General features: G+C 63.9%; 10 protein-coding genes. 4 read left to right on the top strand and 6 right to left on the bottom strand.

What is annotated here, in order from left to right; translation table 11 throughout:
- Positions 1-123 precede the first annotated feature (123 nt).
- Positions 124-1,473 (bottom strand): putative bifunctional diguanylate cyclase/phosphodiesterase, encoded by a 1,350-nt coding sequence (locus NKJ04_RS02045; RefSeq protein ID WP_128305156.1) that lies wholly within the window; start codon positions 1,471-1,473, stop codon positions 124-126.
- Positions 1,474-1,703: 230 nt separating this feature from the next.
- Here NKJ04_RS02045 and gshB point away from each other — a divergent pair, with 230 nt between their 5' ends.
- From gshB to NKJ04_RS02065, 4 genes are all read left to right on the top strand, one after another.
- Positions 1,704-2,645, top strand: coding sequence for a glutathione synthase (gshB, locus tag NKJ04_RS02050; RefSeq protein WP_352673158.1), 942 nt, complete (start codon positions 1,704-1,706; stop codon positions 2,643-2,645).
- Between the two features lie 235 nt (positions 2,646-2,880).
- The gene (locus NKJ04_RS02055; RefSeq protein ID WP_128305158.1) at positions 2,881-3,471 is read left to right on the top strand and encodes an NAD(P)H-dependent oxidoreductase; all 591 of its coding nucleotides are present in this window, start codon (positions 2,881-2,883) and stop codon (positions 3,469-3,471) included.
- Positions 3,472-3,714: 243 nt separating this feature from the next.
- On the top strand, positions 3,715-5,247 hold the full coding sequence (locus NKJ04_RS02060; RefSeq protein ID WP_352673161.1) for a YifB family Mg chelatase-like AAA ATPase: 1,533 nt from the start codon (positions 3,715-3,717) through the stop codon (positions 5,245-5,247).
- A gap of 277 nt (positions 5,248-5,524) precedes the next feature.
- Complete coding sequence (locus NKJ04_RS02065; RefSeq protein ID WP_127296986.1) at positions 5,525-6,064, top strand: DnaJ domain-containing protein; 540 nt, start codon at positions 5,525-5,527, stop codon at positions 6,062-6,064.
- 66 nt (positions 6,065-6,130) lie between these two features.
- On the opposite strand, the gene NKJ04_RS02070 is transcribed toward NKJ04_RS02065, so the two are convergent.
- From NKJ04_RS02070 to NKJ04_RS02090, 5 genes are all read right to left on the bottom strand, one after another.
- Positions 6,131-8,299: a malate synthase G gene (locus tag NKJ04_RS02070; RefSeq protein ID WP_352673164.1), complete on the bottom strand. Its 2,169-nt coding sequence runs from the start codon at positions 8,297-8,299 to the stop codon at positions 6,131-6,133.
- 98 nt (positions 8,300-8,397) lie between these two features.
- On the bottom strand, positions 8,398-10,440 hold the full coding sequence (locus NKJ04_RS02075; protein WP_352673167.1) for a hydantoinase/oxoprolinase N-terminal domain-containing protein: 2,043 nt from the start codon (positions 10,438-10,440) through the stop codon (positions 8,398-8,400).
- A 310-nt stretch (positions 10,441-10,750) separates the two neighbouring features.
- The gene (locus tag NKJ04_RS02080) at positions 10,751-11,377 is read right to left on the bottom strand and encodes a CDGSH iron-sulfur domain-containing protein (RefSeq protein ID WP_352673170.1); all 627 of its coding nucleotides are present in this window, start codon (positions 11,375-11,377) and stop codon (positions 10,751-10,753) included.
- Positions 11,378-11,492: 115 nt separating this feature from the next.
- On the bottom strand, positions 11,493-11,864 hold the full coding sequence (locus NKJ04_RS02085; RefSeq protein WP_352554311.1) for an RES family NAD+ phosphorylase: 372 nt from the start codon (positions 11,862-11,864) through the stop codon (positions 11,493-11,495).
- A 124-nt stretch (positions 11,865-11,988) separates the two neighbouring features.
- The gene (locus tag NKJ04_RS02090) at positions 11,989-12,345 is read right to left on the bottom strand and encodes a hypothetical protein (RefSeq protein ID WP_127296991.1); all 357 of its coding nucleotides are present in this window, start codon (positions 12,343-12,345) and stop codon (positions 11,989-11,991) included.
- Positions 12,346-12,377: the final 32 nt, after the last annotated feature.

Raw genomic sequence — 12,377 nt, forward strand, 5'->3', positions numbered from 1 at the left:
CAAGGCGCGCGGGCAAGGGCGAACCGCCGGATTTCAGGGCTTATGTCAGACAAAACGACAATACGCCGCGCTGGACACCCGAGGTGAAGTCACCAGGATCGCAAACCGCTTCGAGATCGCCGGTCAGATCGCCTTGGCGCGCAGGGCCCCGCGGAAGGAATCACGGAGATAGCCGAGCGTGGCGTCGGCATCGACGGGCTTGCCGAACAGATAGCCTTGCCCGCCGGCACAGCCGAACTGGACGAGGCGGTCGGCCTGCGCTTCCTGCTCGATGCCTTCGGCGACGACGTCCATGCCAAGCCCCTCGCACATTGCGAGAATGGCGCGGATGATGTGTTCCGACGGCCTGTCGTCGAGAATGGAGGAGACGAAGGCGCGGTCGATCTTGAGCTTGTCGAAATGGAATTCGCGCAAGCGGCCGAGCGATGACTGGCCGGTGCCGAAATCGTCGAGCGAGACGCGGATGCCGACGCGGCGCAGATCCTCGACGATCTGCGCAGCCGAGGCCGGGTCGTTCATCAGGCCAGTCTCGGTGATCTCGATCTCCAGCCGCCGCGGATCGAAGCCGGTGCGATCGAGGATCGCCAGTATGTGCAGGCCAGTGTTCTGGTCGACGAGCTGCGAGGGCGACAGGTTGAAGGACAGGAACAGATCCTTCGGCCAGCTTCTGGCGGCCTCGGTCGCCTTGCGCAGCACCAGCTGCGACAACGGGCCGATGATGCCACGCTCCTCGGCGATGGGAATGAAGACGGTCGGCGGCACGGAACCCAGGTCGCGATCTGTCCAGCGCGCCAGCGTCTCGAAGCCGATGGTGCGGCGCGTGTTGAGGTCGACGATGGGCTGGAAATGCGGCTCCACCTCGCCGGCCGAGACAGCACGGCGCAGCGCCTGTTCGATGCGGGTGACGCGCTTGGCCGCTTCTTCCATCTCACGGGTGTAGACGACGACGCGGCCACGGCCGGAACGCTTGGCATGGTAGAGCGCCGTCTCGGCCTTGTTGATGAGGATTTCCGTGGTCTCGTCGCCCGAATAGAACAGCGAGCAGCCGACCGAGGCCGAAAGCCTGGCGGTGCGTTCGCCGACATCATAGGGCGCCGACAGGATCTCGATCAGCATGCGGGACTTTTCGGCCGCTGCATCCTCGCTGAACACCAGGGGATAGAGAAAGGCGAATTCGTCGGCACCGATGCGGCAGACCGTGGAATGGCCGTCCATCGAGGCGCGCAGCCGCATCGCGACCTGGATCAGGATGTCGTCGCCGGCCTTGTGGCCGAACAGATCGTTGATCGGCTTGAAGCCGTCGAGGTCGAGAATGCCGACGGTAAAGGGCGCGGGATCCTCGGCACGGTCGGCGATCAGGCGATCGACCTTGTCGAAGAAGCGGCGATGGTTGCCAAGCCCGGTCAACGGATCGGTGAATGCCAGATCCGTGCTCTCCCTGTTTGCCTGACCGGTGCCAAACGAAGTTTGCATCGGTGTCCCTGTTTTGTGACGTCGGAATTTATTTTCAGACTGGCAGCAAACCCTTTAGGAAACGTATCGCGAAATCGATATTTCACAGACAAGCGCGACCTTTCCGAAGGGTCGATGAAAGCAACGCATTCGGGTGTCGGATGCCAAACCCAGGAATGTCGCGATTGGCAGACGGGCAGTGAGCCTGTACAGGCAAGACAGTCGTCCATCCGAGCCGCCGGAGACCCGCAATGAAGCTGAAAATCGCCGTCCAGATGGACCACATCTCCACCGTGTCGATCGCCGGCGACACCTCGTTCGCGCTGTCGCTGGAAGCGCAGCGGCGCGGCCATGAGCTGTTCCACTACACGCCGGATCGGCTGTCGCTGCGCGACGGCAAGGTGTTTGCCCGCATCGAGAAAATGCAGGTGCGCGACGAGAAGGGCAGCCACTATTCGCTGGGCGAGAAGGTGCGCACCGATCTGTCGGAGATGGATGTCGTGCTGCTGCGCCAGGATCCACCCTTCGACATGAACTACATCACCACCACGCACATTCTCGAACGCATCCATCCCGGGACGCTCGTGGTCAACGACCCGGCTTGGGTGCGCAACAGCCCCGAAAAGATCTTCGTCACCGAATTTGCCGACCTGATGCCGGACACGCTGATCACCAAGGATCCACTCGAAGTTGCCGCCTTCCGCAAGGAATTCGGCGACATCATCATCAAGCCGCTGTACGGCAATGGCGGCGCCGGTATCTTCCACATGCTGGAGGCCGACCGGAACCTTGCCTCGCTGCTGGAAATGTTCGGCCAGATGTTCCGCGAACCCTATATCGTGCAGCGCTATCTCAAGGACGTGCGCAAGGGCGACAAGCGCATCATCCTGATCGACGGCGAGCCGGTCGGCGCCATCAACCGGGTGCCGGCCGAGCATGATTCCCGCTCCAACATGCATGTCGGCGGCCGCGCCGAAAAGACCGAACTGACGGCGCGCGAACGCGAGATCTGCGCCCGCATCGGTCCATCACTGAAGGAGCGCGGCTTCATCCTGGTCGGCATCGACGTCATCGGCGACTACATGACCGAGATCAACGTGACCTCGCCGACCGGCGTGCGCGAGGTCAAGCGCTTCGGCGGCGCCGACATCGCCAGCCTGTTCTGGGACGCGGTCGAGGGCAAGCGCGGGTAAGCCGTTTTCATTTTGTCTTAACCATGTTCCGGTTTCTGCAACCGGCCACAACCCAGCCGCGACCGGCGCGGCTGCATATTCTTGTAATGTTCCTCATTTGATCAGGCGATTGTATAAGCCCGCTGCGGATCGACACCGGCGATGGGCTTCCCTCCCCGCCACTGACCTTGCTGTTTCCACTTGGTTGCGCGACGGCTAATATGTGCGTGTAATTCGAAGCCTGAAGGCCCGCGCCATGAAAATCAATGTCGTCTACGCGCATCCACTAGCCGACAGTTACCAGGCGGCGCTCCACAAACGGGTCGTTCAGACCCTCAAAGCCAGGGGTGACGAGGTCGTTGATTTCGATCTCCATCAGATGAAGTTCGATCCTGTGATGCATGCCGAAGAAAGACATGGCCACTTTGACCCTGCCCAGGCACCCAGCGACTTGCAGGTTTACATCGACGCGTTGAGATGGGCGGAGGCATGCGTTTTCTGCTTTCCGACATGGTGGTCAGGCATGCCCGCAATCTTGAAGGGTTATTTTGATCGAGTTTGGCGACCGGGGGTGGCTTACGAGTTGCCGGCAGACGGTGGCGTGATCAAGCCGGCGCTATTGAACATCCGGCGGATGGGCGTTGTTACCACATGCGGGTCGCCGTGGTGGTATACTGAACTGTACATGCAAAACCCGGGAAGGAAGGTGCTGCTGCGCGGTCTCAAGACTATGTGCGGCCGCAACGTGAGGCACCTCTACCTGACGAGATATTCCGTCGAAAACATCTCTGATGACCAGAGGGAAATGTTCGCCCGCAAGGTGGAGCGCCTGTTCGACAAATTCTAGCCATCTATGCTCGGGTATGTCATCTTTGATGCCAGCGAGCCTTTGACGGAGCGGGCGCTCAAGCTTCCGATCAAAGCCTAGCTTATGGACGGCGCTCCTTGCCGGCAGAATTCCTCACCGTGGTGAAGCTATATGTTCTCGTAATGTTCTTGCTTAACTCCGAAATCTGTGGTTGTCTTCTTTGACTTCGCTCACACCCTGATCGCCAGGGCATGGGCGAACTACTGTCCGGGGGTACAAAAAATGGTGGCGCGGGTTCGCACGGTCGCTTTCCAGGGCATCGAGGCCGTGCCGGTCGACGTGCAGGTGATGATCGCGCCCGGCAAGGTCAACATGCACATCGTCGGCCTGGGCGACAAGGCGGTGGCCGAAAGCCGCGAGCGGGTGCAGGCCGCACTGCATGCTTCCGGCCTGTCGATGCCGTCGAAGAAGGTGACTGTCAATCTGGCGCCGGCCGACCTGCCGAAGGAAGGCAGCCACTACGACCTGCCGATCGCACTCGGCCTAATGGCCGCGCTGGGCGCCATTCCGGGCGACATGCTGGCCGGCTATGTCGTGCTTGGAGAATTGTCACTCGACGGCACGATTGCCGCGGTCGCCGGCTCCTTGCCGGCGGCGATCGCCGCCAATGCCGAGGGCAAGGGCCTGATCTGCCCGTTCGCATGCGGGCCGGAAGCGGCCTGGGCTGGAAAGGATATCGACATTCTGGCACCGCGCAGCCTGATTGCCATCGCCAATCATTTTCGTGGCACGCAGGTGCTGTCGCGCCCCGAGGCCGGTATGCACGCCGCGGCGCTGGATCTGCCTGACCTCGCCGACATCAAGGGCCAGGAGACCGCCAAGCGGGCGCTGGAGGTGGCGGCGGCCGGCGGTCATAATCTGCTTATGATCGGACCGCCTGGATCCGGCAAATCGATGCTGGCGCAGCGGCTGCCGTCGATCCTGCCGCCGCTGGCGCCGAAGGAATTGCTCGAAGTCTCGATGATCGCCTCGGTGGCGGGAGAGCTCGGCGAAGGCAAGCTGACCGACCGGCGGCCGTTCCGCGCCCCGCATCATTCGGCCTCGATGGCGGCGATGGTCGGCGGCGGCATCCGCGCACGGCCGGGTGAGGTGTCGCTTGCCCACCACGGCGTGCTGTTCCTCGACGAGTTTCCCGAGTTCACGCCGCAGACGCTCGATGCGCTGCGCCAGCCGCTGGAGACCGGCGACTGCATGATCGCGCGGGCCAACCATCGCGTCACCTATCCGGCGCGTATCCAGCTGGTGGCGGCGATGAACCCGTGCCGTTGCGGCATGGCCGGCGAGCCGGGCTATCGCTGCCTGCGCGGCGAGCGTTGCCGCACCGACTATCAGGCGCGCATTTCGGGTCCGCTGCTCGACCGCATCGATCTCAAGATCGAAGTGCCCGCGGTGTCGGCCAGCGACTTGATCCGGCCCGACCGGGCGGAGAAAAGTGCCGATGTGGCGCTGCGTGTGGCACGCGCCCGCACCATCCAGCGCGAACGCTTCGAGCGGCTCGGCGCCACCCGCGCCACCACCAACGCGCATTGCTCACCGTCGATCATCGAGGAAATCGCCATGCCTGACGCCGCCGGCCTGTCGCTGCTCAAGGACGCCAGCGAAAAGCTCGCCTTTTCGGCGCGGGCCTATCACCGTGTGCTGAAGGTGGCACGGACGCTTGCCGATCTCGACGCCAGCGAAACCGTCGGCCGAATCCATCTGGCCGAAGCGATCTCCTACCGCATGAGCTCGGAGCGGATGGCGCAGGCGGCGTAGGTCACTCGCCGCCCGACAAGCCGACCTCGCCACATTGCCTTCCGCGATCACGCCATAACACCGCCTCTGCGAATCGATCATCTCCACGGTGCGGCGGACCTGATTGTCCGCTTGGCCGGCGTCCTCACCACCCAACGGCCTCACCGAGCGGGCGCCGGCCATTTTCTTCCTCTTCCAGAAGCGTGGATGTCATCGACGCCGGACCAAAGTCTTGGTCTCTGCATTGGACATTCCTTATTTAGACAATGCGAATATGGTTGCGGTCGGGGAGCCCGCTATGTTCATTGACTACTACGAAGTTTTGGAAGTTAGCCCGAACGCCAATTCGGAAACGCTGGAGCGCATATTTCGCTATTTTGCGATGCGCTATCATCCCGACAATCGCGAAACCGGCGATGAAGCCCGCTTCAGTGAAATCGTGGAAGCCCACAACACGCTCAAGGATCCGGTCAAACGCGCTCAATACGACATCGCGTACAAGGACCATGCCGGCCTTCGCCGCGAGCTGACCGAGGAAGCCAGCAGCACCAAGGGCGTCGAGCGGGATGTCGTGATCCAGGCCAGGCTGCTGTCGCTGCTTTACGCGAAGCGCCGGCACGACGTCAGCAATCCCGGGATCGGAGATGTGGAGCTCGAACGCTTGTCAGGCTGTCCGCGAGAGCATCTCGAATTTCATCTCTGGTATCTGAAAGCGAAGGGCTGGATAGCAAGAGTGGAAAACGGGACGATCGCGATTACGGTGGAAGGCGTCGATCGGGTCAACTCCGAACACCGTCGCGATCCCACCATCCGGCTCCTGGACCATACAGCTTCCTGACGCCTCACCTCCGGAGGAAGCCAGGCCGAAGACCTGCCGCTCCATTCACGGCAGGGACTGGGCTCTTCAGCTCAGTTGCGCCTTCAGTTCCAGCCGCCGCGCGTGCAGCACCGGCTCGGTGTAGCCGTTGGGCTGGACGCGGCCCTTGAAGACCAGGTCGCAGGCGGCGAGGAAGGCTATCGACTTGTCAAAGTCGGCCGCCATCGGCTGGTAAAGCGGGACGCCCGCGTTCTGGCGGTCGACGATGTCAGCCATGCGCTTCATCGTCGCCATCACCTGGTCCTCGCTGCACACGCCGTGGTGCAGCCAATTGGCGATGTGCTGTGAGGAAATACGCAGCGTGGCGCGGTCTTCCATCAGGCCGACATCGTTAATGTCAGGCACTTTCGAGCAGCCGACGCCTTGGTCGATCCAGCGCACGACATAGCCAAGAATGCCCTGCGCGTTGTTGTCGAGTTCCTTCTGGATGTCTTCAGGCGACCAGTTCGGCCGCACCGCGACCGGCACCGACAGGATGTCGTCGAGCTTTGCCTTGGGCCGGTTCTTGAGTGCGGCCTGCACGGCATGGACATCGACCTTGTGATAGTGCGTGGCATGCAGCGTCGCCGCCGTTGGCGACGGCACCCAGGCGGTGTTGGCGCCGGCCCTGGGATGGGCGATTTTCTGTTCCAGCATCGCAGCCATCAGATCGGGCATCGCCCACATGCCCTTGCCGATCTGGGCGTGGCCGGCCAAACCGCATTCCAGCCCGATGTCGACATTCCATGCCTCGTAGGCGGAAATCCAGGCGGCCTGCTTCATGTCGCCCTTGCGGATCATCGGGCCGGCTTCCATCGAGGTGTGGATCTCGTCGCCGGTGCGGTCGAGGAAGCCGGTGTTGATGAACACGACGCGCTCTTTTGCGGCGCGGATCGCCTCCTTGAGGTTGACGGTGGTGCGCCGCTCCTCGTCCATGATGCCCATCTTGATGGTACTTCTGGCCATGCCGAGCAGGGCCTCGACACGGTCGAAGATCTCGACGGCGAAAGCGACTTCGTCGGGCCCGTGCATCTTGGGTTTCACGACATACATCGAGCCGGCGCGGGAATTGGCGCGGCGGCCGTTCGGCCCGACATCGTGCAGCGCGATCAGCGCCGTCATCGCAGCATCCAAGATGCCTTCCGGAACCTCGTTGCCGTCGTGATCAAGGATCGCCGGGTTGGTCATGAGGTGGCCGACATTCCTGATCAGCATCAGCGAACGGCCGGGCACGGTCAGCGTGCCGCCGGCGGGCGCGGTGTAGGAGCGGTCGGGATTGAGCTTGCGGACAAAACTCTTGCCGCCCTTGGTGATCTCTTCCGCCAGATCACCCTTCATCAGGCCGAGCCAGTTGCGGTAGACGACGACCTTGTCTGGCGCATCCACCGCCGCGACCGAATCCTCGCAGTCCTGGATGGTGGTCAGCGCCGATTCCAGGATGACATCGGCGATGCCAGCCGGATCGGTGCGGCCGATCTGGTTGTTGCGGTCGATCACGATCTCGATGTGCAGGCCGTTGCGCACAAGCAGCACGGTATCGGGATTGGCGGCATCGCCACGATAGCCGACGAATTGCCTGGGGTCGGCCAGCGTCGTCGAGCCGGCGCCGGCGCTTAGCCGCAGGGCGCCTTGCGCCAATGACAGACCGTTGACCCCGGCCCATTTGCCCGAGGTGAGCGGGGCAGCCTCGTCGAGGAAGGTCTTCGTCCAGGCAACGACCTTGGCGCCGCGCGCCGGATTGAAGGCTTTGCCCTTTTCGGCGCCATCCGTTTCGGGGATGGCATCGGTGCCGTAGAGCGCATCGTAGAGCGAACCCCAGCGCGCATTGGCGGCGTTGAGCGCATAGCGCGCATTCATCACCGGCACGACCAGCTGCGGTCCGGCAACATCAGCGATTTCGGGGTCGACATTGTCGGTCGACACGCTGAAGGGCGGGCCCTCCAGAACGATATAGCCGATCTCTTTCAGGAAGCCCTTGTAGGCCTCCATGTCGACCGGCGCGCCGTGATCGCGATACCAGCCATCTACCTGTTCCTGGATGGCGTCACGCGCTGCCAGCAGCGCCCGGTTCTTCGGCGCCAAATCATGGATGATGGCCGAAAAACCGTTCCAGAAGGCGTCCGCTTCGATCTCCGTGCCCGGCAGCGCTTCCCTGGCCACGAACTCATGCAGCTCGCGGGCAATCCGCAATCCGGCGATCTCGATGCGGTCGGTCATCAGGCTACTCCAGATGAAAGGCTTTGCGGGCCTTTGGCATGTCAGGTTTGCCGGGTCAATTCAGCTTAGGGTGAAGGTGGCGTATTTCGCCGCCCCGCTCAAACCGCAATGCGCGGCCTTCCCGAGGCCACGGCCACGACATGCGCCTCGATGAACATGCGCTGGGCTTCGACGGTCGAGACCCGGAATTCGGTGGCGACGTCGATCTCGGCGCTGTCGGTGCCGGCATCCCTGGCGCGCTCCGCGACGATGGCGCGGACATCGGCCTCGGCCGCCGCGATCGCCGTCGCCTCGTCGAGGAAATCGCGCACGGTCTCGCCCGAGGCGAGACGAAACAGCCCTTCCATGGGCTGGCTGACCCGCGCCTCGGCCGATACCCTGACCTGGCCGACGACGGCGCCGAGCGCGTTGGCGACATCGGTATCCCTGGGCACCACGCAGTCATTGCCGATCAGCGGCGGCAGCCCGGCATAGTGCAGCGGCGCCGAGGCGCCGAGGCCGATGACCGGGCGGTCGAGCGCAACGCTCAGGCGGGCGATGCCGGGATGCGCGTCGACCGCGCGCTGCACCAGGGCGTGCGCCACCGTCGACGCGCCATCGAGCCCATCCTCGGCAAAGGCGGTCTCGAGGATATATTCGGCCGACCAGCGCGTCAGCGTCACCAGCACCCGTTCCGAAATCGCTTCCGGCGAAGCGGCGATGTTCTGGCCACGGCCGTCACGCTTGCGGGCGAACAGTTCGGCGCCGAGGCGCGCGGCGATGGGATCCCAGTTCGCCTGCTTGCCCAGCACATGGGCGGCGTCCGACGGGGTGAAGCCGGCGACATGCACCAGCCCGCGCGACACCAGCCGGTTCAGCGTCGCGTTCTGCGCGTTGGAACTCAAAAGCCTGTCGACGGCGAGCGGCACGGCACCGATGGCCTCGTAAAGCCTGGCTTCGGCGCCGGTCAGGCCGGCGGCGAGCCGGTCCGGCACGCCGGTGCGCACCGCGAAGCGGCCGTCCATGCGGCCGGGATTGGGCGCCCGCAGCTGGCGTTCGAGTTCGGAGGTGACAGCTGTACCGTGCGCCATGCCGGCCAGCGCCAACGGCACCAGGCGGCGCGGCCCGAGCAGGATCTTCGGGTTGAGCGCGCCATCTTCCAGCGCCACTTCGGAATCGCCGCCGAGGCCGAAGGTGCGCATGGCGACGGCCTCGACCATGGTGCGGAAGCCGCCGACGGTGGCGCCTTCCGGGTCGAGCCTGGGACGGCCGCCATCGAGCACGGCGACGTCGGTGGTGGTGCCGCCGATATCGGACACCATGGCATTGTCGAGCCCGGTCATGTGGCGGGCGCCGACCAGGCTGGCGGCCGGGCCGGACAGGATGGTCTCGATCGGCCGCTGGCGGGCAAACGCTGCCGAAACCAGCGCACCGTCGCCGCGCACCACCATCAGCGGGGCTGCAATGTTGCGCGCCTGGAGAAAGCCTTCGGTTGCCGCCACCAGCCGGTCGATCATTGAGATCAGCCTGGCGTTGAGCAGAGTGGTGAGTGCCCGGCGCGGGCCGCCGAGCTTGGCCGACAGCTCGTGGCTCGATGTGACCGGCAGGCCTGTCTTTTCGCGGATCAACTCGCGGGCGGCGATCTCATGCGCCGGATTGCGGGTGGCAAAATAGGCGCAGACGGCAAAGCCGGACACCGAGGCGCCGAGTTCCGGCAACGCCGCCTCCAGTCCAGACAGATCGAGCTTGGCGGCATTGCCGTGCACATCGTGGCCGCCCGGACAAAAAACCACCGGATCGGTGCCGAGCGCGGCCTTCAGCCCGTCGCGGGCGAGGTCGCCCTCGGAAAAGCCGATCATCACCAGCGCGACGCGGCCGCCCTGGCCCTCGACAAGCGCGTTGGTGGCAAGCGTCGTCGACATCGACACCAGCTTGATATCAGCCGGATCGGTTCCCGCTTTCTGCAGCACCGCGTCGACGGCGCCGGAAATACCCACGGCAAGATCATGCCTGGTGGTCAGCGCCTTGGCCTTGGCCAGCACCTTGCCTTTGTTCGGCCCCTCTTGCGGGCCTTCCGTCTCAGACCACAACACGGCGTCGGTATAGGTGCCGCCGGTGTCGATCCCGAGGAACAGCGGCTTTGGCTTGGTCTTGGCTGTCATCTTTTTGGCGGCGGTCCGGGTGGCAATTTATTTGTCCCTGCCCTTAGCCGATACGGAACGGACGATAAAGCCGCGAGCGCTGGGCCACGGTAGGTAGGTTGGTGGTGGTGAACAAGCGAGGTCGGCGGGACAGCACCCCCCTCTGCCCTGCCAGGCATCTCCCCCGCAAGGGGGGAGATCGGATGTCATCCCCGCTTTCGCCATCTTCAATGCCGAAAAGGGCGCCGCCGGCGGAAACTGCCAATCTCCCCCCTTGCGGGGGAGATGTCCGGCAGGACAGAGGGGGGTGCTGTCCCGCCGGCCAAAACAGCTACCCCACAAACCCCACCTTCTTGTGCGTGCCATCGCAGAACGGCTTGTTGGCGGAATGGCCGCAGCGGCAGAGGAAGGCGCGTTGGGTACGGTCGACCGTATGGCCGGTTCCGGTGACGATCTCGAGATTGCCCTCGAGCTTGAGCGGGCCATTGGTGGTCGGCGTCACTTTCAGCGGACCATTCCTCGCTTCGAGCGCCGGCGTGTCCTTCAGCGGCGGCTCGCCGGTGGCGGCAAAACCGGACTTGTTGTGGCTGCCGTCGCAAAACGGCTTGTTTTCCGAAGCGCCGCAGCGGCAAAGCGTGGCACGATAAGAAGTCTCGCCGTCGAGCACGATCTCGGCGTGTACCGCCAGCGGGCCGTTTTCCCGCAGCCGCACCGTGTTGACCACCGGCGATTGCTCCTGCGGCCCGCCATCCTTCCGGACATAGGTGATGGCGCCCGAGGGGCAGCTTTCGGCGATGGCAACGATCTTCTCGACGCTGGCCGCCTCGGGATGGATCCATTGGCCCGGCGCGTTGGGCACGAAGACATGCGGATCGCCGAGCACGCAGTTGCGCGAATGGATGCAGCGCTTGCCGGAAAACCCGACGTCGATCTTGTCGCTTTCGACCATGCCGGCCATAGCTGAGCTCCTTTTGCCTGAAGCGCGTCGCGTCTGAACAGGTCGAGGCGTCGCGCGCTGGGTATTTGCACAGGCTATGGCTTCCGGTCCGAAGACCGTCAAGCTGGCAAACCGGTCAGGGGACCAGTTCGATCTCCTCGGTCTCGCCGCCGTTGCAGGTGTAGCAGCAATCCTCGCATTTTTCCGTGTTGCCTGGACCGACGCCCCAATAGGTGCCCTCGTCGCCATCGACCCAGGCGCCGTAGCAGATCGATTCGCCCGCGTTGCAGGATATCGGCAGCTGCTTGGTCTCGCCGTCGTCGAGGACGTAGTCCTTGTCCTCGCCCGGCCAGACATAGTCGCGATCCTGGCTGTAGAGCTCGACGCGCATGGCATTGGGATGGCTGTTCTTGATGGCGAAGGTGACATCGTCGGCATGCGCCGCCGACGCAACCAGCATGACGAAGGACAGCGCGGCCAGCATGCGGCGCGCATAGGCATGAAACATGATAACCCCCGAATAAGCGGCCCACCCGGCCGCGGGGCGACCATTGCATGCAGCGCTGAATCGCGGAAGTGGACCGGACGGGCCGATCCCCGACTTAATTTGGGTCCAACGAAACTTCCGCGCTCTACGGCACCAGATCGATCGTCTCGGTCGAGTGTTCCACGCAGATGAAGCAGCAAGTGTCGCAGGGCTGGTCATTGTCCGGCCCGACGCCGGCCGAGAGGCTGTCATTGCCGTCAACCCAGGCGCCATAGCAGATATGTTCGCCCTGATTGCAGGACAGCGGCACGGATTTCTGCGACTCGGGTTCGATCAGGAACACCTTGTCGTTGCCCGGCCAGACCGTCTCACGGTCGCGGCTGAACAGCTCGACCGCGACAGATTCCTTGCGCAGGTTCTTGACGAAAAAGGCCATGTCGGCGGCCTGCGCCGGGGCGGTGAAGACCAGCGCTGCCAGTGCAACCATACGAAACAGCGTCACGGCCTGGATCTCCCGAATCATCGCGGCAGAAT

Origin of the sequence: Mesorhizobium sp. M0618, from assembly GCF_040320765.1 — a bacterium.
GTDB lineage: Bacteria > Pseudomonadota > Alphaproteobacteria > Rhizobiales > Rhizobiaceae > Mesorhizobium.